Consider the following 25301-nt stretch of genomic DNA (forward strand, 5'->3'; position numbering starts at 1 on the left):
AAAAATCTTAAAAATATAATCATGAACAGAAGAAATCTCCTTAAAGTGCTTGGGATATCGGCTGTGGGAATTGCTACAGTGCCTCTGTGGATGGATTCCTGGACCACAGAAAGCTTACCAGATAATTTTGTTGATATTAATGAAGATCAGGAAAAAATGCTTACTGCTATGGTAGATACCATCATTCCTTCAACAGAAACACCAGGAGCTAAAGCGCTTGGGGTGGATAAGTTCGTGCTCACTATGGTTGGAGATTGCTTTAGTGAAGAAGTACAACAACAGTTTATGGAGGGTTTTCAGGAACTAAATGAGACTTCAGACGAAGCTTTCGGAAAAGATTTCACCAAACTTTCTTCCACGCAGCGGGAAGAGGTATTAACCACTATGTTAAAGTCTGAAAATAACCCTGAAGAGCAAATGAATTTCGTGGCCTTTGTAAAAGGCTTAACCGTAGGAGGCTATATGAGTTCCGAATATGTAATGAAGAACCTGCTACATTATGAGCAGGTGCCTGCCCGTTGGAACGGAAGTTTCCCTGTAGAAAAATCTATTTATCATAACGCATAGAAATGGCAAATTTTAATATAGACAGCAAAGAAGAAAGAACTTTTGACGCAATTGTAATTGGTTCTGGAATGAGTGGTGGATGGGCAGCCAAAGAGCTCACCGAGAAAGGCATGCAAACCCTTGTACTGGAACGCGGGAGGGATGTAAAGCATGTGGTTGATTATCCCACCACAAATATGAGGCCCTGGGAATTTGAACACAGGGGCAGAATGCCTCTTGAGGTGCAAAAGGAGAATCCCGTGGTGAGCAGGTGCTATGCCTTTAGGGAAGATGCGGCTCACTTCTTTGTTAAAGATAATGAGCACCCATACGTACAGGAAAAACCATTTGACTGGATAAGAGGTTACCAGGTGGGAGGGAAATCCTTGCTATGGGCACGCCAGGTGCAGCGATGGAGTGATTTTGACTTTGAAGGCCCTGCACGAGATGGTTTTGCGGTAGACTGGCCTATTCGCTATAAAGATCTTGCGCCCTGGTACAGCTATGTAGAAAAATTTGCAGGAATTTCAGGGAATAAAGACGGCCTTGCCGAACTGCCCGATGGAGAATTTCTGCCGCCATATGAACTTACCAAAGTTGAAAAATATTTTCAGCAAAAGGTGGCAGATAAATATGATGATCGTCACGTAATAGTAGCCAGGTGTGCCCACCTTTCAGAGCAAAAGGAAATTCACAAAGAACAAGGAAGGGTGCAGTGCCAAAACCGTGTACTATGCCAGAGAGGATGCCCTTTTGGAGGCTATTTTAGCAGTAATTCCTCCACCATTCCATGGGCACAGAAAACTGGAAATATGACCCTGCAAACCAATTCTGTTGTGGAGTCTCTTATTTATGATGATGAAAAAGAGAAAGTAACCGGAGTACGTGTTATAGATGCTAAAACCAAGGAAGTGACCGATTACTTTGCGAAAATCATTTTTGTTAATGCTGCCGCAGCAAACACAAATCTTATTTTACTCAATTCCAAATCCAAGCGGTTTCCAAACGGCCTTGGCAATGATAACGGGCTATTGGGAAAATATTTTGCTTTCCATAATTACCGTGCGAGAGTACAGGCAGAATATGATGGTTTTCTGGATTTCACTACAGATGGAAAAAGGCCTACCAGTGGGTATATCCCTCGTTTTAGAAATGTACGGGAACAGCAAACCGATTTTCTGCGGGGTTATGCCTCGGGAGTAGGTGCTTACAGAAACACGATAAGAAATGAAGAAGGACTTGGAAAGAATCTAAAAAACAATCTTTCCGATTTAAAATTAGGAAACTGGACCATTGGAAGCCATATGATGGGTGAGACCATTCCAAAGGAAACAAACACGGTGAGCCTTGATAATACTAAAGATGAATGGGGGATGCCAAAGTTACAATTTGACGTTTCCTATGATGATAACGATGAAAAAATGATCAAGGATTACTTCGAGCAGATCTCGGAAATGTTTGAAAGTGCCGGATTTACCAATATTAAAACCCATGATTCCCATCAGGCTCCCGGGCTCGATATCCATGAAATGGGAGGAGTACGTATGGGAAAAGATCCTAAGACTTCGTTGTTAAATGAATGGAACCAGCTGCACAACTGTAAAAATGTGTTTGTAACAGATGGTGCCTGTATGACCTCTACCGGTACGCAAAATCCGTCGCTAACCTACATGGCCCTTACCGCCAGGGCTGCAGATTATGCTGTAAAAGAATTGAAAAAGGGAACCCTGTAGCAGGATAAATTTTTTTAAAGATTTATTTTCAATTAGAGAATCCGGTAACAATTTTGCCGGATTTTTTTATGCGCTAAAATTTAGCCGCCCGGTCGGCAATAAGCCTAAGAAATTTTATCTTTGGAGAGATGGAAAAGCCTGCTTTGGAAGTACAACTGCAAACCCTGCCGCATAGCCCCGGGGTTTACCAGTATTACGATAAGAACGGAAAAATTTTATACGTAGGGAAGGCCAAAAACCTGAAGAAAAGGGTGACTTCCTATTTTACAAAACGCCATGACAGCCACAGGATTGGTGTAATGGTAAAAAAGATAAAGGAGATAAAGCACATCGTGGTGGCTTCAGAAACCGATGCCCTGCTTCTGGAAAATAACCTGATCAAAAAACATCAGCCGCGATTTAATGTGATGCTTAAGGATGATAAAACCTATCCCTGGATTTGCATCAAAAATGAACGCTTTCCCCGTGTTTTTCCAACCCGTAGATTAATTAAAGACGGTAGTGAATACTATGGTCCTTTTACCAGTTTTAAAACGGTAAATACCCTGCTGGACCTTATAAAAGGCCTGTATAAACTAAGGACCTGTAACTATGATCTTGCTGAAGATAAAATCCGCCAGGGAAAATATAAGGTTTGCCTGGAGTATCATTTAGGGAACTGTGAAGGGCCCTGTGAGGCTAAACAGGCTGAAGAAGATTATAACAGGAACATAGAAGCCATAAGACAGATTGTAAAAGGGAATTTTAAAGATTCTTTGCAGCAGTTCAGGAACCAGATGAAGCGGCATGCTGAAAATATGGAATTTGAAGATGCCCAGCGAATCAAGGAAAAAATCACCGTGCTGGAGAATTACCAGTCCAAGTCTACCGTAGTGAACCCAAAAATCAATAATGTAGATGTTTTCTCTATCACTAGTGACGAGGGGTATGGGTATGTGAATTTCCTTCAGCTTTCCCACGGGGCGATTATCAGGTCGCATACTATTGAAATGAAGAAGAAACTGGACGAGACTGACCAGGAACTGCTGGAACTGGCAATTCCCGAAATCAGGCAGCGCTTCAGTTCTAATTCCAAAGAAATCTATCTTCCGTTTAAAATTGAATTTGCCGAAGATGTAAAAGTAACCGTTCCTAAACTGGGAGATAAGAAGAAAATAGTAGAATTATCCCTTAGAAATGCCAAATATTACCGGCAGGAACGCTTTAAGCAGATGAAGATTGTAGACCCAGACCGGCATGTAAACCGCGTGATGGCACAGATGAAGGAAGATTTGCGGCTAAGTGTGGAGCCCCGCCATATAGAGTGTTTTGATAACTCTAATATCCAGGGCACCAATCCCGTGGCTGCCTGTGTGGTCTTTAAAAATGGCAAACCCAGCAAGAAGGATTATCGCAAATTTAATATTAAAACCGTTGAAGGCCCTAATGATTTCGCCTCTATGGAAGAAGTAGTCTTCAGGCGTTACCGCCGGCTTCTAAATGAAGGTGAAGAACTGCCGCAGCTTATAATAGTAGATGGAGGGAAAGGACAGTTATCTTCCGGAGTAAAGGCATTAGAGGCTTTAGATTTACGCGGCAAAATTGCCATTATAGGAATTGCCAAAAGACTGGAAGAGATTTTCTATCCCGGAGACAGCATCCCGCTTTACTTGGACAAAAAATCAGAAAGTTTAAAGATTATTCAGCAATTACGAAATGAAGCGCACCGTTTTGGAATTACTTTTCACCGTAACAAAAGAAGTAAATCTACGTTAAATACAGAACTGGAAGCTATAACCGGAATTGGGGAAAAAACCGTGGTGGAGCTTTTAAAGCATTTCCGCTCGGTAAAAAGAATAAAAGAAGCTTCAGAAAAAAGTTTGAGTGAAGTGGTGGGAGCCTCTAAAGCCAGTATTATAAAGGAGTATTACAAAAATGAAACATGAAAAAATACCTGGCCATCTTTTTCTGCTTCTTTTGCCTTTTAGGGTTTTCTCAGCAGCAGGAGGACCCAAAAGTTGGGCTTGTTTTAAGCGGGGGTGGGGCAAAAGGCCTGGCGCATATTGGCGTACTTAAGGTTTTGGAAGAAGCCGGGGTACGTATAGATTACATTGGCGGCACCAGTATGGGGGCTATTATTGGAGGCTTGTATGCATCGGGATATACGGCAAATGAGCTGGATTCTATTTTTCAGGAAACTAATTTTAATATTCTTATCCAGGATAATCTCCCGCGTAGCGCAAAAACGTTTTATGAAAAAGAAGATACAGAGAAGTATGCGATAAGCCTTCCATTCAACCACTTTAAAATTGGTTTTCCTTCCAGTCTTTCCAAAGGCCAGAATATATATAATCTCATGTCCCGCCTTACCATGCATGTAGGAAATATTAGCGACTTCAGCAACCTTCCCATCCCCTTTTTTTGCACCGCTGCCGATATTGAAACGGGGGAAGAAGTGATTCTGGATGAAGGCTCCCTGGCCAAGGCGGTATCAGCCAGCGGGGCAATCCCTTCGTTGTTTAGTCCGGTTAAAATTAATGGCAGGCTGCTCACCGATGGCGGTGTGGCCAATAACTATCCCGTGGAAGAACTTAAAAAGCGGGGTGCCGAGGTGATTATTGGAGTAGATGTCCAGGATAGCCTTATCAACAGGGAAGATCTTAAAAGTGTATTTGATATTCTTGCCCAGATTGGGAATTTCAGGACAATTAGTGAAATGAAAGAAAAAATCCCGCAGACGGATATTTATATTAAGCCAGATATTACTAAGTTTTCGGTGCTGTCTTTTGGTGAAGGAGAGGCCATTATAGATTCGGGGCAGGTGGCTGCAAAACGAAAATACCAGGAATTGCTGGAACTGGCCGCCCGGCAGGACAGCCCTCCTGTAAAAGTTAAGAAGAAAATGCAGGATAGTTTGCGCATCAGCGGGTTGGAAATTGAGGGCAATAATACCTATCCGCGATCTTATATAATGGGCAAATTAAAGCTGAAATACAATACCAGGTTTACATTTAATGATTTGAATGTGGGAGTGAATAATCTTTCTGCCACAGGAAATTTTGACAGGATAAGCTATAATCTTGTTCCTAATGAGGGGCGGGAAGATTTTGTCATGAACATGCAAATTGAAGAAAGCCGTAATAAAACCTTCCTGCAGCTTGCTTTACATTATGACGAACTTTATGAAACCGGCGCCCTCATTAATCTTACCAGGAAAAGTCTTCTGTTTACCAACGATGTCGCCTCCCTGGATGTGGTGGTAGGAGACCGGTTTCGCTATTATTTTGATTATTATATAGACAAAGGATATTATTGGAGTATAGGGTTAAAGTCCCGCTATAACAATTTTAATAAGGGAATTTCTTTTGACTTTGCAAATGAAAATGCCGGTCTTGAGGGAATAGGCGTAAATAAACTGGATATAGATTACCGGGACCTTACCAACCAAATTTATGTGGAAACGCTTTTCCAGCAGGTGTTCTCCTTTGGGATGGGAGCAGAGCATAAATATATAAAGGTGACGCCGGAATCCCTTCTGGATGAAGAGGGAAATATTGAGCATCGAGTATTTGAAGATAACAATTACTTTAGTGCTTTTGGTTACCTGAAGTATGACTCTTATGACAACAAATATTTTCCCCGGAACGGGATCTATTTTGATGGAGACTTCCACCTTTACCTGTTCTCTTCTAATCCAGATTTTGCTGAATTTTCTATCGCTAAAGGAAAGCTGGGATATGCTTTCACCCCGGCAGCTAGCTTTGCTACCCGTATAACTACAGAAACAGGTTTTAAAATTGGTAATGATAATGTAAATACCCTGGATTTCTTTTTGGGAGGATATGGGAATAATCCCATAAATAATATCGTACCGTTTTACGGGTACGATTTTATAAGCCTTTCAGGAGATAGTTATATTAAAGCGCTTCTGGAAGTAGATTATGAAATCATGAGAAAAAACCATCTTATTGCCGGTGCTAATATTGCCAATGTGGGGAATAAGCTCTACAGCACAGGAAAATGGTTTTCGCTGCCAGATTATACCGGTTATTCTCTTGGGTACGGGCTGGAGACATTCCTGGGTCCGCTGGAAGTGAAATATACTTTTTCCCCGGAGGCAGCACAAAGCTACTGGTTCTTCAGCCTTGGTTTCTGGTTCTAACCCCCCCGTATCATCAAGCTGAATTTAGTCTTGTTTTAAGAATGTTTCAATTAAAATTAGCGATATTTGTTTTAATCGGAATTTCAGCTGAAAATTTCAGTTTTATCTAAGGTATTTTCTATAGCTGAAGGTTCCATAAAAATTTCAGCAGATGCCTTTTTATCACAAACTGGGAAAAATTCCGCATAAAAGACACACCATTTTTAAAAAGCCTGACGGGAGCCTGTATTATGAACAGCTTTTTGGAACCATAGGTTTTGACGGAATGTCTTCCAACCTATACCATGAGCACAGGCCAACACAAGTAAAGGAAATTAAAGGCAGCTACGATGCCCGCCCTAAAATTGCTAATAATAACAACCTGCAGTCTTACCGTTTTAAGGGATTTCAGGTAGTGCCGGCTCCAGATTACCTGGAAAGCAGGAAAGTAGTGCTTACCAACAGCGATGTGGATATTGCCCTTGCTTCTCCTCAGGAGTCCACCAAAGATTACTTCTATAAAAATTCTGATGCAGATGAGTTGCTGTTCATCCATAAAGGAAGCGGTAAATTAAGGACGCACCTTGGAAACCTGGATTTTAAATACGGGGATTATCTTTTAATCCCGCGAGGTATCATCTACAAACTTGATTTTGATGATGAAGATAACCGCCTGTTTATCGTGGAATCCCGAAGGCCGATATATACGCCCAAAAAGTACAGGAACTGGTTTGGCCAGTTACTGGAACATTCGCCGTTTTGCGAAAGGGATCTACGCCAGCCTTATGAATTGGAAACCAATGATGGAAAAGGTGATTTTCTAATCAAGATTAAAAAACAGGGGGAAATCTTTGATATGGTTTATGCCACACATCCTTTTGATGTGGTTGGGTATGACGGCTATAATTATCCTTATGCCTTTTCAATTCATGATTTTGAACCCATTACAGGGCGAATTCACCAGCCGCCACCGGTGCACCAGACGTTTGAGACCGATGCCTTTGTGGTGTGCAGTTTTTGCCCTCGTAAGTACGATTACCACCCGGAAAGTATTCCGGCGCCATATAGCCACAGCAATATAGATAGTGATGAGGTTCTATATTATGTAGATGGGGATTTTATGAGCCGTAACGATATTGAAGCAGGGCATATTTCGCTGCATCCTGCGGGAATTCCGCACGGGCCACATCCGGGAGCGGTAGAGCGAAGCATAGGCCAGGTGGAAACCGAAGAACTTGCCGTAATGGTAGACACTTTTAAACCATTAATGATTACTGAAGAAGCCATGAAAATTGCCGATGAATCTTATTATAAATCCTGGCTGGATGAGAATCATTGATTAGATAATTAGAAAATCATATCATTAGATATTGGAAAGGTTATTATGATAACATTTAACGAACGCTATAAGAATAACCTAATACTGATAAAGACTTTTGAGTTCGCAAAAAAGATTATTGAATATGCAGAATTATTAAATACAAAAAGAAGATTTGTACTCTCCAATCAACTTTTAAGGACCGGTACATCTATTGGTGCCAACGTTAAGGAAGCCCAAAATGGGGAAAGCAAGAAGGATTTTATTCATAAAATGAAAATTGCAATAAAAGAAGGATGAAACTGAATATTGGTTGTTTTATGTAATCCTTCTCCGGGGTATCCGAAATGTGACTATCTAATTACTGAGTTGGAAGTAATAGTTAAAATTTTAAATAAAATAATAAGTTCTTCAATGAGGTGAAGATTAAATTTCTGATTATCTCATTGAGGAATTATCTAAATTAAAATATTATGACTACAGATAACACCTCTTTAAAATTAAAAAAGGAAGTCCCTGAGGCAGAAGATTTTTTGCCTATCCTGGGGACAGATTTTGTTGAACTTTATGTGGGCAATGCCAAGCAGGCGGCTTATTATTACCAGCATGCCTGGGGTTTTCAGCCCGTAGCATACTCCGGGCTGGAAACCGGAAGAAAAGACCGGGTATCTTACGTGCTTCAGCAGGGGAAAATAAGGTTGGTGCTCACTTCTCCCATGCAACCAAAGGGAGAAATAAATGAGCATATAGATAAACATGGCGATGGTGTAAAAACTGTTGCGCTGTGGGTGGACGATGCCCGTAAAAGCTATGAAGAAACCACTTCCAGGGGCGCAAAATCTTATGTAGAGCCTTATTTGCTGGAAGATGAACATGGTTCCGTGGTCATTTCCGGGATTCATACTTATGGAGAAACCATTCACCTTTTTGTGGAAAGAAGCGATTATTCAGGCCCTTTCATGCCAGGCTACAGGAAATATGCCCCACTGGCCAAAGCTCCTGAAACTGGTTTAAAATATATAGACCACATGGTGGGAAATGTGGGTTGGAACGAGATGAACAAGTGGGTGGAATTTTATGCCAAAGTTATGGGATTTGCCCAGCTGGTGTCTTTTGACGACAAAGACATTTCTACGGAATATACCGCCCTTATGAGTAAGGTGATGAGCAATGGGAACGGCCGTATTAAATTTCCAATAAATGAACCTGCAGAAGGAAAGAAAAAATCGCAGATTGAGGAATATATAGATTTTTACAATGGCGCGGGCGTGCAGCATATCGCTCTGGCGACAGATAATATTATTGATACGGTAACAAAATTAAGGGACCGCGGGGTGGAATTTCTTCATGTGCCGGAAACCTATTATGAAGATGTACTGGACCGCGTTGGCGAGATAGATGAAGACCTGGAACCGCTGAAGGAACTCGGGGTTTTAGTAGATCGTGATGATGAAGGCTATTTGCTTCAGATTTTTACCAAACCCGTATTGGACCGGCCAACCATGTTTTTCGAAATTATTCAGCGAAAAGGAGCGCAGTCTTTTGGAAAGGGAAATTTTAAAGCACTTTTTGAAGCTATTGAGCGTGAACAGGATTTGAGAGGTACGCTGCAATAAGTTAAAATAATATGATACTTGAAGCTTAAATTTTAAAATTAGCGATTAAAAAGCAGGCTTTTAGTTAAAGTAACTTTTTAAGTTGCCGGTGTTGCAGAATAACCAGACTTTTGCACTCGCATTTTTGGAGTGGTTACCATTAAATGTAAAAATTTTTTTCATAATTTAAGTTTTAGTTGGTTAATAAGTCAAAAAGCCTCATCATTAATTTGATGGGGCTTTCTGTTTTAATACATTTGGAACAGTAATTGTAAAACTTTCGTTAATACATGAAAAATCCTCCCGGGACGGAGGTATTAAAATATCAGTATGAGAAGAATTATTGCAATTGCCTTTTTAATTTTTATTTTTTCTTCAGAACATTCATTTGCTCAAAAAGCAGCTTATGAGGCGGGAGAATGGTTTAAATTCCGCATACATTATGGTCCTTTTAATGCCAGTTATGCCACTCTGGAAGTTAACGAGGCCAGGCTCCGGGGGGAGCCGGTGTATCATGTAAAAGGCCGGGGGAAATCTACCGGAATGCTTCACTGGTTCTTTAAAGTAGACGACGATTATCAAACTTACATAGACCGCGAGTCCGGTATGCCTTATAAATTCATCAGAAAGATAGATGAAGGTGGCTACACCAAAGATCTGGAAATAGATTTTGACCAACGCCTTAATAAGGCCTACGTCCATGATAAAAAGCACGGGCAAAAGGAGGTTTACTCTACAGAAGAAAATGTACACGATATGTTATCGGCATTTTATTATATTCGCAACAAAATTAAAGCAGATCAATTGCAGCCGGGAGATGACATGCATCTCAATCTTTTTATTGATGATGAAAACATGAATTTTAAGCTTAGATTTTTAGGTCGTGAAGTCATTAAAACTAAATTCGGGAAAGTTGCCAGTCTTAAATTCCGCCCTTTTGTAATGGCGGGAAGGGTTTTTAAGGAAAAGGAAAGCCTTACCTTTTGGGTGAGCGATGATGCTAATAAAATACCCCTTAAAATAGAGGCAGATCTTGCGGTAGGTTCCCTGGATGCCGATCTTGAGGAGTATAAAGGGCTTAAAAATCCCTTTCCTATAATTATGGATTAGAATCCGTTATGGAGATAAAGCCCCACATTGCTGAACGAATCCTCAAGCTAGAGGAAAAATTTAAAAATTCCGGACAGGATTTGGGTTCTTATCTGGACGGCCTGCTTTATGACCGGTATTTAGCGTATTGGGATTATATTAGCCTGGATACGCTGCTTAGCCTTCAAAAAACCAGCACGCATTTTCCTGATGAAAAAATTTTTATCACTTACCATCAAATCACCGAGCTTTATTTTAAGCTTATTATCCACGAGCAGAGGCAAATTATAGAAAATGAAGGCCTTACGGCTTCTTTTTTTGTTGAAAAACTTGTTCGGTTAAACCGCTATTTCAGGATACTAATCGATTCTTTTGACGTTATGATTAAAGGAATGGAAAGGGAACAATTTCTGAAATTTCGTATGGCGTTGCTGCCGGCGAGCGGTTTTCAGTCTGCACAGTTCAGGATGATAGAATTATATGCCACTCCCCTTGAAAATCTTGTTCAGTATGAAGAAAGAAAGAACTTTTCCGAAGAAAACACTTTAGAAGCGCTTTTTGAAGAAGTTTACTGGAAGAAGGGAGGGATAGACCTGGAAACAGGAGAAAAAACCTTAACGCTGAAGCAATTTGAAGAAAGATATACGCCCCGTTTTATGAGAATTGCCAAAGAGGTAAAGGGAAAAACCATGTTTCATAAATTTGAAAAACTTCCGCAGGAGGAAAAATCTAATGAAAAGCTCAGGGAAGCACTGCGGCAGTTTGATGTTAATGTGAATGTAAACTGGTTACTAATGCATATGGGAGCTGCTTTTCGATACCTGAATAAGGATAAGGAAACAATTGCAGCCACAGGCGGGACTAACTGGAAAAAGTTTCTCCCGCCAGGATTTCAAAAAATAACGTTCTTCCCATCGCTTTGGAGCGAGGAAGAGTTTAACGACTGGGGCAAACAATGGGTAAACCACATGTTTAACAGCGAAAAATAAAAAAGTAAATTGAAAAAGTTAAATTTTCTAATCCTCATCATGTTGGCTTTTATTGCCTGTAATGATGATAACTCGGTAGAAAACATTCAGGAAGTGGCAGAGGTAAAACCAGCGCCTAAAGTGAAAAAGTACGGATTTGTACTAGATGATTTTAAAGTTGTAGAAGACACCATAAGGCCGGGGGACAGCTTTGGAAACCTTTTAGGTGAAGAAGGAGTAGGCCTGGCGAAGGTTTACGAAATTTCAGAAAAGGTAAAAGATACCTTTAATCCGGCACGTATAGTGGCCGGTAAAAAATATATGATTCTTAAAGCAAAAGATTCTGCCTTTACGCCGCAGTATTTTATCTATGAAGACAACAAAATAGATTATACGGTTGTGGGAATTGGTGACGAAGTTATAGCTTATAAAAAGAAGCGGCCGGTTTCCATAAAGAAACGTGAAGTTTCAGGAGTTGTTACCTCTTCCCTTTCTGAAGCTATGCAGGACCAGGGGTTGAGCAATATGCTGGTTTATGAATTATCTAATATCTACCAGTGGAGTATCGATTTTTTCCGCCTTCAGAAGGGAGACCAGTTTAAGATGGTATATAATGAAAAATATATTGACGATACTATTTTTGCAGGAATAGAAAGCGTGGAAGCTGCAGTTTTTAAGCATTCAGACAAGCCTTATTATGCATTTGAGTATGAGGTGGATAGCATTACAGGTAAAGCAAGTTATTATGATGAAGAGGCGAAGGCCCTGCAGAGTTTCTTTTTAAAAGCCCCGCTTGACTATAGCCGGATTTCTTCCCGGTACAGTAAAAGAAGGTATCATCCTGTGCAAAAGCGTTGGAAAGCTCATTTAGGAACAGACTATGCTGCCGCAACCGGAACGCCTATTGTGAGTACTGCAGACGGGGTGGTAATTGCCTCCAGTTACACTTCAGGAAACGGTAATTATGTTAAAGTAAGGCATAATAAAAAGTACACCACGCAGTACCTGCACATGTCCAGAAGAAATGTTAGGAACGGGCAGGCGGTAAAGCAGGGTGATGTGATTGGCTTTGTTGGAAGTACAGGATTGGCCACAGGCCCGCATGTTTGTTACCGGTTTTGGGTGAATGGAAGGCAGGTGGATCCTTACCGCCAGAATTTGCCTACAGCCAAACATATAGAAGATGTCCAAAAAGAGCAATATTATGCTTTTATTGAGCCGCTGCGTAAGGAACTTGATGAAATTCCTTATAAGCACATTTAAGATTATTTCCCCCTTAATGGGCCTAATTAGAAAAAATATGGTACTTTCTTAAGAGAGTGAAATATTAAAATTTAAAAATTCAGATGAAGAATATAAACCCAACAAAAACCGAAGCCTGGAACAAATTAAAAGAGCATTTTCAGGAAATAGAGCCACTGCACATGAAAAAGCTTTTTGCTGAAGATGAAAATCGATCTTTAGATCTTGCAATTAAGTGGGAAGATTTTTATCTGGATTACAGCAAAAACAGAATTACCTCAAAAACCAAAAATTTGCTTCTTAAACTTGCTGAAGAATGTAAGCTGAAGGAAGCAATAGACTCTTACTTTGGGGGAGAACCTATTAATAAAACTGAAGGGCGCCCTGTCCTGCATACGGCACTTAGAGCTGGAAAAGATGCTAAAATAGAAGTGGATGGCGAGAATGTGATGCCGGAAGTAGAGGAGGTAAAAGCAAAAATAAAATCCTTTACCAATGAAGTAGTAGAGGGAGGCCGAAAAGGCTATACAGGTAGTTCGTTTACCGATATTGTTAATATAGGAATTGGAGGCTCAGATCTTGGTCCTGTTATGGTAACTGAATCCCTTAAATTTTACCAGAATCATTTAAACGTTCATTTTGTATCTAATGTAGATGGAGATCACGTGCACGAGGTAATTAAGGACTTAAATCCTGAAACTACTCTATTTATTATAGTTTCTAAATCTTTTTCAACACAAGAAACGCTTACTAATTCTACCACTATAAGAAGTTGGTTCTTAAGGTCGGCGCCACAGGAAGCAGTTTCCAAACATTTTGTGGCGGTTTCCAGCAATGTGGAAAAGGTGAAGGAATTTGGTATTGATCCTGAAAATATTTTCCCCATGTGGGATTGGGTAGGGGGCCGCTTTTCACTTTGGAGCGCCGTGGGCCTTTCTATTAGTCTTGCTGTGGGATATTCCAATTTTGAGGCCTTGCTCAAAGGTGCCAGAAAAATGGATGAGCATTTCAAAAACACAGATTTTGCTGAAAATATACCCGTACAATTGGCGCTTATCAGCATCTGGTACAATAATTTCTTTGGGGCAGAGAGTGAAGCCTTGATCCCTTATACGCAATACCTGCACCGGCTTCCGGCCTACCTTCAACAGGCTACTATGGAAAGCAACGGTAAAAGCGTAGACCGAAATGGTAAAAAGGTAGATTATCAAACCGGAACCATTATCTGGGGAGAGCCGGGAACAAATTCACAACACGCTTTTTTTCAGCTTATTCATCAGGGCACTAAGTTAATTCCTGCAGATTTCATCGGGTTTAAGCACTCCCTTTTCCTGGATAAAGAGCATCATCATAAATTAATGGCCAATTTCTTTGCACAGACTGAAGCTTTACTACAGGGTAAGTCTGAAGAAGAAGTTCGTTCAGAACTTCAGCAAAAATCGTTATCAGAAGAAGAAATTAAGGAAAAGGTTCCATTCAGAGTTTTTGATGGGAATAAACCTACCAACACTATTTTAATTGAAAAACTTACTCCTGAAAGTTTGGGAAAACTTATCGCCATGTATGAACATAAGATCTTTGTTCAGGGCATTATCTGGGATATTTTTAGTTACGACCAGTGGGGTGTGGAATTAGGGAAACAATTAGCTTCTAAAATACTTGAGGAAATAGAAAATAATGCTCTACAAAATCACGATTCTTCTACTAAAAACCTCTTAAAATTCTTCATTAAATAATTTTTCATAGTTTGTTGAAAAGCTGTTGATATACATAAATATCATATAGCCAGGGTTTTGAAAAAATGCAGTAGTTTTGCGGCGCGACAGATGTTAAAGTTAAAAATCTTAACATTCGGGTAAACTTAAATGTTGGGCTTTTGACTTCTTTTGCCGTGAATTTTCTAATCAAAAACAAACAAAGAAAAAATGAGGAAATTATTAGCATTAGCGTTGTTTCTAACATCTGCTACAATTTTTGCTCAGGGAACTCTTACCGGTACGGTGATTGATTCCGAAACAGATGGTCCATTGCCAGGTGCCACAGTAATGGTAGTTGGAACAACCAGAGGTACCAACACAGATTTTGATGGTAACTTCTCTCTCGATGTTCGGAGGAGCACCGGAACTTTAAAAATTAGTTTTGTTGGATATAAAACTAAAGAGGTTCCATTTACAGTTGCAGATGGTGGGTCTGAAGATTTGGGTGAGATCATCCTTGTGGCCGATGATAACGCTTTAAGTGAAATTGTTGTTACAAGTTATTCACTTGCCATAGACCGTAAAACTCCTGTGGCTGTTTCTACCATTAAAGCGGAAGAAATTGAAACGAAACTGGGAAACCAGGAATTCCCGGAGATTTTAAATTCTACTCCCAGTGTTTACGTAACCAAAGGCGGAGGTGGTTTTGGAGATGCGCAAATGAGAATGCGTGGCTTTAGTTCTGATAACATCGCGGTGATGATTAACGGTGTTCCGGTAAACGACATGGAAAATGGCGCTGTATACTGGAGTAACTGGGCTGGCCTGTCAGACGTTACTCGTACTATGCAGGTACAAAGGGGGCTCGGTGCTGCTAAAGTGGCTGTTCCTTCCATTGGGGGTACTGTGAATATTGTTACTAAAACTACAGATGCTGAAAAAGGTGGAAACGTTATGGCTTCAACAGGTAACGATGGGTACCAGAAATTTGGTGCTACTGTTTCTACTGGATTAATGGATAATGGTTGGGCGGCAACAGTTTCTGCTTCAAAAACTTCCGGAGAGCGTTTTGCCGATGGATTGCAGTTTGAGGGATATAATTATTTTTTAAGCGTTGCGAAAAAAATAAATGAGAACCATGAGCTTTCCTTTACCATGTTTGGTGCTCCTCAGCGCCATGGGCAAAGAGAGACACAATATTCTATTGAAGATTACGAGAGAAGTGATAGGGGAATTAAATTTAACGGAGACTGGGGCTACAGGAATGGCCAGGTTGTAAACATTCAGGATAACTACTACCACAAGCCACAAATTTCTTTAAATCACTACTGGAACATCAACGATGATACAGAGCTTTCAACATCTGCTTATGTTTCTTTTGGAACAGGTGGTGGAGGAGGATATACCGGGGATGCTAATTTAAGAAGTGTAACTTCACCTTATAGAAGTGCACCATACCAACCCATAAATTTAGATCTTGTTGTTGCTGAAAATGCTGCAAATGGTATTGATGGTTCAGGAACAATTTTTTATAACTCCGTAAACAACCATAACTGGTATGGAGTTTTATCTACACTTTCTACTAGGCTTACAGAAGATATTGATTTGATGACCGGGATAGATTTAAGATACTATAAAGGAGAACACTACCAGGAAGTTAAGGATTTGTTAGGCGGCCAGTATTGGGCTGACGACAGCAATGCGAATAACCCTACTAATCTAGCCAGGACCGGAGATAAGATCAATTATTATAATGATGGTATAGTTTTGTGGGAAGGAGTCTTCGCACAGGCAGAATATTCTAAGAATGATTTCTCTGCTTTTCTTGCATTGTCTGGATCTAATACTTCCAATAAAAGAATAGATTACTTTACCTATGAAGATTCAGATCCAATCCAGGAGACAGACTTTGAAAACTTCCTTGGATTTATGGCTAAAGGTGGGGCAAATTATAACATTACCGATAATCACAACGTATTTGCTAACATTGGCTATTTTGAAAGGGCGCCGGACTTTGATGCGGTATTCCCAAATAATGAGAATATCGTGAATCCAGATGCTGTAAATGAAAAGATTTTTAGTATAGAAGCTGGTTATGGGTTTAGAAGTCCTAATTTAAGAGTAGATCTTAACGTATACAGGACCCAATGGTTGGACAAGTCACAGGTACAATCTATAGTTGTGGTTCCAGAGGATCCAAATGAAGAAGAGCAACAGTATTTTGGAAACCTTTTAGGCCTGGATGCCCTTCACCAGGGAGTTGAACTGGAATTTGAATATAAACCGTGGGAAATTTTAACCATAGATGGGATGTTCTCTTATGGAGACTGGAGATGGAGTGATGATGTAATGGATGTCCAGTTTTTTGATGAAAATCAAGACCCCGTTGGAGACCCGGTTGATTTATTTATAAAGGATACCCCGGTTGGTAACCAACCTCAAACTTCATTGGCATTAGGATTAAACGCAGAAGTTTTGCCAAGAACTTTTGTTCGTGGAAACTTTAATTATTTTTCAAGGATGTATGCACAATATGATCCAAGCTCAAGAAATGATGCGGAAGTAGAATTTACAGATCCTTGGGAAGTTCCGGATTATGGAGTGTTTGATGTTGGGTTAACACATAATTTCTCTTTTGGTTCTTTTGATGCCACCATTAATGCAAATGTTTTTAACTTGTTAGATACAGAATATATTTCTGATGCAACAGATGGTACAAGACAAGAGCAATATGTAGATTCTAATGGGCAAAATGTAACCAGACTAGTTTCAAATGCTCAGAATGCCGCCGTATATTATGGGTTTGGACGTACATATACAGTAGGAATGAAGATTAACTTCTAAAAAAAATAAAAATGAAAAAAGTACATTTAATATTCGCCTTACTGGGAGTCACTTTATTTTCTTGTGAACCCATGGATGATCTCCAGGCAGAGGCAAATGCAGAAATTGATAACACTTTAACTGAAGGAGAAGCAAATTACACTTTAGTTGAAGAAGACTATGACGAGGTTGGCCTGGAGATAACCACCGGATTTAGTTCTTATGAGCAGGCACAGGAATTAATCCCGGATGTTCTGAATAATGCATTTCCATTATATCAAAATGGAACTTCTATAATTACCTCATTTAATGTCTATGATCCAATTGTACCCACTGAATATACAGTTACAGAAGAAGATTACGCCGCTGTAGATAATAGCTCAGGGTATTTTGCTTCTACTTCACAAATTCAGTCATTTTTGGAATATAAATTTGATGGTGCCCAGAAGGGTGCAGTTGTAGAGTTAACCTATCAGGGGGTAGTGGCTAATGATTCTATACAAGTAAATGATGATGATTTTGATGCCATTGGTGAGGAATTTGCTGAAACCTACCCTGTTCCTGCATCTAGTGCAGCACGATACAGTAATTTTGATGCTCGGGAGGGAAATGATGCCTACTGGAGCGAGAGTATGATTGTAGAAGCATTAGAATTCTTGTTGCCAAATAAGATTGATGGCGTGGAAGGCCAGATCTATGAAGTTTATTACGAGACCTACGACGGGTCTCCAGGAATGGGTATGATGAATTTTGTTTTTGATGGAAATTCATTTTCTCTAGTAACCTTAGGATCAGATTATGTTCTTTCACAAGATAACTATACCTTAATTTCAAATGAATTAAGTGAGGATTATCCTGATCCATCAGAGAATCTTGGAGAGTATTATAGTTTTGATATTCGTCCAACCAATGCAAATTACTGGAACTCAGCGATGATTTTAGAAGCGGTAAATATTGCTCTTAAAGATGAATTCCCTTCAGCTTCAGAAGGAGATAAATTCTTGGTGGAATATGATATATACAATGGTAGCACCAGTGCAAATTCTATTGGTGTAGTTCTCTCAGATGGTGAATATGTTGTAGATGTGGCCGTATCGGTTGTAGAAACCACAAACCCATTTTATTTAGGTAATAGCGGTTGGAATATGCCTGTAAGTCTATCTCCAGAAGATTATACTGAGATGGGGCAAACTCCTTTTGCGAATTTTGATGATGAGTCAGAAGCATTATACAAGTTAGGTATTTTCCTTGGAAGGTTATATCCTTATGCCCAGGAAGGGGATTATGCAGTTGTAGAATATGCCTTCTATGATGGTAGTACAAATACTAGATATACAAGCTTCACCTTCCAGGATGGAAAATGGGTTGGTGCGCCTCGTGTGGTAGAATCTACACTACAATTTGCCAGGACAGAGGGCGTTTGGGTTCCAGACAACACCATTAAATACGCTTTAACCGGAGCAGATTATGGCACTATAGCTGCTGCTTTGGAAGATGAGTATCCAGATCCTGTAAGCAGTATGGAAAACTACAGCAATTTTGACAGAAGGAATGGTAATGCCGCATACTGGAGTGATGATATGCTTGAGGAAGCGATGATAATTCTGCTTAATTCAATAGCGCCTAATGCAGAAGTTGGTCAAAAGTATGAGATCACTTACGATGTTTATAATGGAAGTAATATAACCGAAACTATTACTCTAATTAAAAACGATGCGGGTAATTGGGTTAGGTTTGTAGAGGAATAAAATTAATAAATAGTATATAGTTATAGTTTTAGCCTCTTACCTTTTAATTTTAAGGTAAGAGGCTAAATGTTTTAAAATAATTAAGTATGAAGAACAGATTTGTAAATTTATTTTTGCTGATTTTTATAGCCAATTTCCTTAATTCTTGTAGTGGTGACGATTCGGTTACGGGTGGCGAACAACCAGATAAAGAAAATATAACATTAAATGCAGTTGATGATGAACTTTCAGCGAAGGAAGGGATGCCGCTCATTTTAGACGCGTTGCTTGATAATGATGCATTGGTGGGAAACGCAAGGATTTTTTCTTTTGATTCAGATACCAGTGAAGGTGGAACGGTTGAAGATAACAGAGATGAAACCTATACTTATACGCCTCCAGAAGGTTTCCAGGGAGATGATACTTTTACGTATACTATCTGTATTCCTGGGAATGCAGATGTTTGTTCCACCGCTACAGTTACAATCACAGTAGGGGATGCAGGAGAACCGGTTGCGGTTGATGATACTTATGAAACCGACGAAGATAAGGTTTTAACCATAAAAAATTATATGAGTAATGATGATGCAATTGATCATGCAACCATATCAGAAGTAAATACAGAGGGTACAAACGCATCAGTTGTTATAGAAGATAATGGAGATTTAATCTACACCCCTGCTGAAGGTTTCTCAGGGGAAGATAGTTTTACTTATACCATATGTGACGATGATGAAATTCCTAATTGTTCTACAGCTACCATTATGGTTACTGTTCAGGATACTGGATCTCCAACAGCAGAAGATGATAACGCAGTAATGGATGCCGCCAAATCCGAAAGGATTTTTAGTAACCTCTTAAGTAATGATGATCTTCTTGATGATGCCACAATCTCTTCAGTAGACGGAACTCAAAGCCAGGGAACGGTTGTTCTTAATGATGATGGTACAGTAACCTATACTCCCGCGTCCGGCTTTACAGGCGAAGATACCTTTACCTATACTATTTGTGACGACGATGCTGAGGCTACCTGTTCTACCGCAACAGTTACGGTCTCTGTTATTGAAGCCATAAGCTTTAATATTCCTTCAGAACTTGAAGATTATTATGAGGATATGGCATTTTCTACAGATGCAGATCTTACTTATCAGTCACTTTCCCAGTTTACAAATGAAATGCATACCACTCAGCTCGCTTATACAGACAGGCATGATTATTTGTATGATGCCGATGCAGACCCTAACGATCCGGATAATGTAATTTTAATGTATTCTGGGGAACGCCGTCCAGATGATGAATTTCAATTAGGAGATCTTGACGATGGTGAAACTTATAATACAGAACATATCTATCCTCAGTCTAAGCTTAATTATGAGATAGCTGAAAACGATCTACACCATATGAGGGTAGCCGATGTAAATATAAATTCTGAAAGATTAAATTATCCTTACACTGATGGTAATGGAACATATAAATTGGTAGACGGGAACAAATGGTTTCCGGGAGATGACTGGCGTGGCGATGTGGCCCGTATGGTGATGTATATCAACCTTAGTTATGGCGACTCTTTTGATGAAGTAGGCTCTCTTGATCTTTTCCTGGAATGGAACAGGGAAGATCCGGTTTCTGCTTTTGAAATTCAGAGGAACAACGTAATAGAAGGTGCGCAGGGCAACCGTAATCCGTTTATTGATAATCCATACCTTGCCACACTTATCTGGGGCGGGCAACCTGCAGAGAACCGTTGGGAATAGGGTTCTTCAAAATCGAATAATTTCTAATATTTCAAGCCCCGGTTTTCGGGGCTTTTTTATTTTAATAGGTATCTTTACCTCAAAATTTATTCTATGTACACTACTATTCAGTTTATACATTCTTACTGGGCATATTTAGTTCTTATTGTGCTTCTTGTTGCCGTTTTTAATGCAATTATAGGCTTCGCCAGCAATAAGGAATATGGCGCTACTAACTTTAGGATTGCCCTCTTTACGCTTATTGTTTCTCACATTCAGTTGTTAATAGGGATCCTTTTATACTTCACTGCTCCGTATTTTAAAATGTGGGCCCAGGAAGGAATGGGCGGTGTTATGGGAGATGATACTTTGCGTTTGTACAATGTAGAGCATCCTTTAATGATGATTATTGCAATTGTTTTAATTACTATTGGATATTCCAAACACAAAAAGAAATTAACTTCCAGGCCTAAATTTAAAATCCTGGCTATTTTTTATACCCTTGCTTTACTGGTAATATTAACAAGGATTCCCTGGGCGGCCTGGTTTTAATGGATCCCGGCCTTTCCCGTGTAAGGAGTGTTGAATACGTGAAGGTTAGAATGATGTTTTTCTTCTCCCCGAATGGAATTAAAATTTTTCCCGGAAGATTGGTTTATCCTCCCCCTTCGGGGGAGTTAGAGGGGGATGAGGATTTAATTAAATAAACAAAAACAGGAAAATGATCGCTGTAGCCGCCGGTATAGCCACTATAACCATAACTGCGAAAAGGATAACCTTTGTATTGGCCGTTTGAGGTGATAAGATATTCTTTATTGAAAATTCCCGCTTTATAAAATTTAAAGCTGCTAAAATCCTTTCCCGTTAAAGCCTGGGATAAAATTATCTGATCGAATAAATTCCAGCTGTCGCGATATGCCAGGGTTCCATGGCCTTCCTTCAGCATTTTTTCCATTGGGTTATATAATTCCTGAAATTGTAGGTTTTCCTTCGATACCTTTGTTTGCAATACTTTTTTAAAGCTTCTATTTGTGGGATCATCGTTAAAGTCGCCCATACTTATAATTTTAGCGTAAGGATCAATCTGGTAAAGGGAATCAATAATTTGTTTATTCAGAAAAGCCGCCTTTTCCCGCCGGTAACTGCTTTTAGCCTCGCCACCACTTCTTGAAGGCCAGTGGTTCACTATAAAAGTAATTTCTTCTCCATTCAGGAGTCCGCTAACCACCAGCTGATCTCTTGTATATACCCTTTTTGAAGGATCTTGGGCTTCATAAAGCATCAGCCGTCTGGACTGGGAATTAAGCGGACTAAAAATTGCCTTTTTATAAAGGAGTCCCACATCTACTCCGCGGCTGTCTGGTGAATTATAATGAATGATGCCGTAGTCCTGTTCAGAAAGATTGGAATGGCTTACCAGGGCTTCCAGTACCTCAAGGTTTTCAATTTCACATATTCCAATAATTGCAGGAGAACTTCCTGTAACTTCCGCGCCTATTTCAGAAAGTACTTTGCTTATATTGGCAATTTTATCGCGGTACTTTTCCTCAGTCCAAAAATCCTTTCCGGTAGGCGTGCGGTCATCATCAAAAGTAAAGGGATCATTTTCAATATCGAATAAATTTTCCACATTATAGAATGCCACAGTTAAAATATCGTAGGATCTGGTTTCCTGCCCCAGCGTGATTTGAACCGGAAAGAAAATGGCGATAATCAAAATACCCAATAAATACGGGCGAATACATTTTTTCATTTAGTAAGAAAAATAGTGCTTTTAAGTTATTGAAAGTATGAAAGTTATATGAATTAATTATTTATATTCGTCTGCTTTTTATGCATGAATGGGAAAAAAATTAATTCTGATTCTGCTGCTTAATTGGTTTCCCTACATTTCAACTTCGCAGTCGGCTTCCATAGAAGGTAGTGTGGCAGATAGCTACACACTGGAAGCAATCACTTCGGTTAAAATTTTAATTGAAGGCACCTTTCTGGAAACAGAAACTGATGCCGCAGGCCAGTTTATGTTTACTTCTGAAGAAATTCCGGAAGGAAACCAGGTTTTAGTTTTAACAAAATCGGGCTATGAGATACAGCGGATTCCCATTGTGATTGAAAACAGTAGTAAGGACTTTGGTCTTATTTTACTCACTCCCAATTTTTCTGAAGAGCAGAGGCAAATGAATACCATAAACCTTTCCGATAGCGAACTTAATGAAGAGGAGGGAAGCTACGATAATCTCTCCGGACTCCTTCAGGCCTCCAGAGACGTTTTTTTAAATGCAGCGGCCTTTGACTTCAGTGCCACCTTTTTCCGGCCAAGGGGTTTTGATAGTGAGCAGGGGAAATTGCTCATTAATGGTATAGAAATGAATAAAATTTTTAATGGCAGGCCGCAGTGGAGCAACTGGGGCGGGCTCAACGATGTGCAGCGTTCCCAGATTTTTTCTATGGGAACTTCTCCTTCTGAAGTGAGCTTTGGAGGCCTGGCCGGCACCACGAATATCATCATGCGGGCATCTGAATTTGGAGCTGGAGGACGTATTTCTTACGCAGCATCAAACCGCAGTTATACCGGCAGGGTCATGGCCACCTATAATTCCGGCGAACAGCCCCACAGCTGGTGGTACTCTGTTTCAGTCGCAAAAAGGTTTGCTGAAGAAGGATATGTAGACGGGACGGTTTATGATGCCAATTCCTTTTTCCTGGCAGTGGAAAAAAAGCTGAATTCAAGGCATTCCATCAACTTCACCGGTTTTTACACTCCTAACATTCGCGGAAAATCTTCAGCAAATACTGAAGAGGTTTTTGAGCTGAAAGACCGCCGTTACAATTCCTTCTGGGGCTATCAGGATGGGGAGATCCGCAATTCCAGGATCAGGGAAATTAAAGAGCCGGTTTTTATGCTGAACCATTTCTGGCAACTTTCAGATAAAGTTCAGCTCAATAATAATCTTTCGTATCAGTTTGGTAGCGTTGGTAATTCGCGGATAGATTTTGGGGGGACAAATCTGTCGGTTTTCAATGGACAGGAAAGTTATATCGGGGGCGGTGCAAATCCAGATCCTGCATATTATCAAAAGCTCCCCAGCTATTTCCTGCGTTTTAATGATAATACCAATTATGAATCGGCGTATCGGGCGCAGCAGGAATTCACTGAAAATGGCCAAATAGACTGGCCTGCTGTGTATGCGGCAAATATTAGTTCTGCTGAAGCCGGAGGAAATGCAATTTATGTTATTGCTGAAGACCGCAATGATGATCGCTCTGTTACCGCCAATTCCATACTTACAGCAAGACTTAAAGAAAATATTGAACTGAATGCAAAAGCTAGTTATACTTCTTTAAAAAGTGAAAATTATGCTGCGGTTAAAGACCTTTTAGGCGGAACGGGATATCTGGATATCGATTTTTTCGCGGAAGGAACTGCGGAAATTACTGAAGCCGATGCCGCTCAAAGCGACCTTCAGAACAGGAATAATATTGTTGGCGAAGGAGACAGGTTTAAATACAATTACGAACTGGAGGCGAAAATAGCCGAAGCTTTCACTCAAATTCAGTTTAAATTCAATAGGATTGATTTTTATTTTGCGGGTAATCTTTCAAATACCACTTATCAGCGAATCGGGATTTTTCAAAATGGAACCTATCCTGAAAATTCTTTAGGAAAAAGTGAGCTCCTCAATTTTACCAATTTTGGTGCGAAAGCTGGTGGAACTTATAAATTCTCTGGAAAACATCTTATTACTTTAAATGCCGCTTATTACACCAAAGCTCCAAACCTGCGCAATTCTTTTTCTAATTCACGGCAAAATAATGAAGTGCTTGAAGGCCTGGAAAGCGAAACGCTGCAATTTGGCGATTTAAGTTATCGCTTCCGATCTCCCAAACTTAATCTCCGGCTTACCGGCTATTATGCTGAAATTCTTGACGCCACCGAAATCTCTTTTTATTATGCCGACGGACTTTCCGGATTAGGCCGAACCGGCACAACAGCTTTTGTACAGGAAGTTTTAACTGACATTGATAAGCAACATTTTGGATTAGAATTTGGCGCTGAAAGTCAGCTCACTTCCACCATCAAATTAAAGGCAGCGGCGGCAATCGGGCAGTATATTTATACCAATAATCCGCATCTTTACCTCACTTCCAGCAATTTTGAAAGTGCGGTGGATTACGGCCGGTCGTATTTAAAAAATTATCACATAGCCGGCGGCCCGCAACGTGCGGCGCAAATTGGATTTGAGTATCGTGATCCCGATTATTGGTGGTTTGGAGCCACGGTAAATTTCTTTTCTCATGGCTTTGCCGATGTGAGTCCGCTAAGCAGAACGGCAAATTTCAGAACAGATGTAGACGGGCTGCCGATTTTAAGTTATGATGAACAGCTGGCGCGGGAGATGCTAAGGCAGGAACAATTTCAAGATTATATTCTCGTGAACACGATAGGCGGTAAGTCCTGGAGGATTAAGGAATACTACCTGGGTTTCTTCTGCAGCCTGAATAATATTTTTGATGTCTTGTACAAAACAGGGGGCTTTGAACAATCCCGCAATGCTAATTTTTTAAGCCTGAAGGAAGATTATGAAAGAGATCAGCCGCTTTTTGGCTCCCGCTACTGGTATGGTAACGGCAGCACGTATTATGTAAATTTTTATGTAAGATTTTGAAAGTCCTGCGAGGGATTTAGAACCTCGTAGGTAAGAAACAAGT

17 protein-coding genes are annotated in these 25301 nt (G+C 40.1%); 16 read left to right on the plus strand and 1 reads right to left on the minus strand.

What is annotated here, in order from left to right:
• Positions 1–21: 21 nt before the first annotated feature.
• The 15 genes from AB8M93_RS09585 to AB8M93_RS09655 all read left to right on the plus strand — a co-directional run bounded on the left by AB8M93_RS09585 (position 22) and on the right by AB8M93_RS09655 (position 21143).
• Positions 22–567, plus strand: coding sequence for a gluconate 2-dehydrogenase subunit 3 family protein (locus AB8M93_RS09585; RefSeq protein ID WP_373057354.1), 546 nt, complete (start codon positions 22–24; stop codon positions 565–567).
• 2 nt (positions 568–569) lie between these two features.
• Positions 570–2279, plus strand: a complete 1710-nt coding sequence (locus AB8M93_RS09590) for a GMC oxidoreductase (protein WP_373057355.1) — start codon at positions 570–572, stop codon at positions 2277–2279.
• A gap of 128 nt (positions 2280–2407) precedes the next feature.
• Complete coding sequence (gene uvrC, locus AB8M93_RS09595; protein ID WP_373057356.1) at positions 2408–4204, plus strand: excinuclease ABC subunit UvrC; 1797 nt, start codon at positions 2408–2410, stop codon at positions 4202–4204.
• On the plus strand, positions 4201–6420 hold the full coding sequence (locus AB8M93_RS09600) for a patatin-like phospholipase family protein (RefSeq protein ID WP_373057357.1): 2220 nt from the start codon (positions 4201–4203) through the stop codon (positions 6418–6420). Before uvrC ends, AB8M93_RS09600 begins: the two co-directional genes overlap by 4 nt.
• A 151-nt stretch (positions 6421–6571) precedes the next feature.
• Positions 6572–7738: a homogentisate 1,2-dioxygenase gene (locus AB8M93_RS09605; protein ID WP_373057358.1), complete on the plus strand. Its 1167-nt coding sequence runs from the start codon at positions 6572–6574 to the stop codon at positions 7736–7738.
• 45 nt (positions 7739–7783) lie between these two features.
• Positions 7784–8017 (plus strand): four helix bundle protein, encoded by a 234-nt coding sequence (locus AB8M93_RS09610; protein WP_373057359.1) that lies wholly within the window; start codon positions 7784–7786, stop codon positions 8015–8017.
• A gap of 173 nt (positions 8018–8190) precedes the next feature.
• Entirely contained in the window at positions 8191–9333 is a 1143-nt protein-coding gene (gene hppD, locus AB8M93_RS09615) for a 4-hydroxyphenylpyruvate dioxygenase (RefSeq protein ID WP_373057360.1), read from the plus strand.
• 309 nt (positions 9334–9642) lie between these two features.
• Positions 9643–10422 carry a DUF3108 domain-containing protein gene (locus tag AB8M93_RS09620; RefSeq protein WP_373057361.1) on the plus strand — a complete coding sequence of 260 codons (780 nt, stop codon included), beginning with the start codon at positions 9643–9645 and terminating at the stop codon, positions 10420–10422.
• Between the two features lie 8 nt (positions 10423–10430).
• The gene (locus AB8M93_RS09625) at positions 10431–11390 is read left to right on the plus strand and encodes a tryptophan 2,3-dioxygenase family protein (RefSeq protein WP_373057362.1); all 960 of its coding nucleotides are present in this window, start codon (positions 10431–10433) and stop codon (positions 11388–11390) included.
• Positions 11391–11399: 9 nt separating this feature from the next.
• Positions 11400–12632 (plus strand): M23 family metallopeptidase, encoded by a 1233-nt coding sequence (locus AB8M93_RS09630; RefSeq protein WP_373057363.1) that lies wholly within the window; start codon positions 11400–11402, stop codon positions 12630–12632.
• An 83-nt stretch (positions 12633–12715) separates the two neighbouring features.
• Positions 12716–14347 (plus strand): glucose-6-phosphate isomerase, encoded by a 1632-nt coding sequence (gene pgi, locus AB8M93_RS09635; RefSeq protein ID WP_373057364.1) that lies wholly within the window; start codon positions 12716–12718, stop codon positions 14345–14347.
• Positions 14348–14536: 189 nt separating this feature from the next.
• Entirely contained in the window at positions 14537–17152 is a 2616-nt protein-coding gene (locus AB8M93_RS09640) for a TonB-dependent receptor (protein WP_373057365.1), read from the plus strand.
• An 11-nt stretch (positions 17153–17163) separates the two neighbouring features.
• On the plus strand, positions 17164–18879 hold the full coding sequence (locus tag AB8M93_RS09645; RefSeq protein ID WP_373057366.1) for a nuclear transport factor 2 family protein: 1716 nt from the start codon (positions 17164–17166) through the stop codon (positions 18877–18879).
• Between the two features lie 86 nt (positions 18880–18965).
• Positions 18966–20612, plus strand: coding sequence for an Ig-like domain-containing protein (locus AB8M93_RS09650; protein WP_373057367.1), 1647 nt, complete (start codon positions 18966–18968; stop codon positions 20610–20612).
• 93 nt (positions 20613–20705) lie between these two features.
• A complete protein-coding gene (locus AB8M93_RS09655) occupies positions 20706–21143 on the plus strand; it encodes a hypothetical protein (RefSeq protein WP_373057368.1) in 438 nt (145 codons plus the stop codon).
• 103 nt (positions 21144–21246) lie between these two features.
• Here the strand turns inward: AB8M93_RS09655 and AB8M93_RS09660 are convergent, their stop codons facing one another.
• Positions 21247–22344 (minus strand): endonuclease/exonuclease/phosphatase family protein, encoded by a 1098-nt coding sequence (locus AB8M93_RS09660; RefSeq protein WP_373057369.1) that lies wholly within the window; start codon positions 22342–22344, stop codon positions 21247–21249.
• Between the two features lie 88 nt (positions 22345–22432).
• Between AB8M93_RS09660 and AB8M93_RS09665 the strand changes: the two genes are divergently transcribed.
• A complete protein-coding gene (locus AB8M93_RS09665) occupies positions 22433–25258 on the plus strand; it encodes a carboxypeptidase-like regulatory domain-containing protein (RefSeq protein WP_373057370.1) in 2826 nt (941 codons plus the stop codon).
• Positions 25259–25301 lie beyond the last annotated feature (43 nt).

Origin of the sequence: Autumnicola aciditolerans, from assembly GCF_041679265.1 — a bacterium.
Classification (GTDB): Bacteria; Bacteroidota; Bacteroidia; order Flavobacteriales; family Flavobacteriaceae; genus Autumnicola.

Coding starts and splice junctions, on each gene's coding strand:
- AB8M93_RS09585 (WP_373057354.1), top strand. CDS start 22: ATGAACAGAAGAAATCTCCTTAAAGTGCTTGGGATATCGGCTGTGGGA.
- AB8M93_RS09590 (WP_373057355.1), top strand. CDS start 570: ATGGCAAATTTTAATATAGACAGCAAAGAAGAAAGAACTTTTGACGCA.
- uvrC (WP_373057356.1), top strand. CDS start 2,408: ATGGAAAAGCCTGCTTTGGAAGTACAACTGCAAACCCTGCCGCATAGC.
- AB8M93_RS09600 (WP_373057357.1), top strand. CDS start 4,201: ATGAAAAAATACCTGGCCATCTTTTTCTGCTTCTTTTGCCTTTTAGGG.
- AB8M93_RS09605 (WP_373057358.1), top strand. CDS start 6,572: ATGCCTTTTTATCACAAACTGGGAAAAATTCCGCATAAAAGACACACC.
- AB8M93_RS09610 (WP_373057359.1), top strand. CDS start 7,784: ATGATAACATTTAACGAACGCTATAAGAATAACCTAATACTGATAAAG.
- hppD (WP_373057360.1), top strand. CDS start 8,191: ATGACTACAGATAACACCTCTTTAAAATTAAAAAAGGAAGTCCCTGAG.
- AB8M93_RS09620 (WP_373057361.1), top strand. CDS start 9,643: ATGAGAAGAATTATTGCAATTGCCTTTTTAATTTTTATTTTTTCTTCA.
- AB8M93_RS09625 (WP_373057362.1), top strand. CDS start 10,431: ATGGAGATAAAGCCCCACATTGCTGAACGAATCCTCAAGCTAGAGGAA.
- pgi (WP_373057364.1), top strand. CDS start 12,716: ATGAAGAATATAAACCCAACAAAAACCGAAGCCTGGAACAAATTAAAA.
- AB8M93_RS09640 (WP_373057365.1), top strand. CDS start 14,537: ATGAGGAAATTATTAGCATTAGCGTTGTTTCTAACATCTGCTACAATT.
- AB8M93_RS09645 (WP_373057366.1), top strand. CDS start 17,164: ATGAAAAAAGTACATTTAATATTCGCCTTACTGGGAGTCACTTTATTT.
- AB8M93_RS09650 (WP_373057367.1), top strand. CDS start 18,966: ATGAAGAACAGATTTGTAAATTTATTTTTGCTGATTTTTATAGCCAAT.
- AB8M93_RS09655 (WP_373057368.1), top strand. CDS start 20,706: ATGTACACTACTATTCAGTTTATACATTCTTACTGGGCATATTTAGTT.
- AB8M93_RS09660 (WP_373057369.1), bottom strand. CDS start 22,344: ATGAAAAAATGTATTCGCCCGTATTTATTGGGTATTTTGATTATCGCC.
- AB8M93_RS09665 (WP_373057370.1), top strand. CDS start 22,433: ATGGGAAAAAAATTAATTCTGATTCTGCTGCTTAATTGGTTTCCCTAC.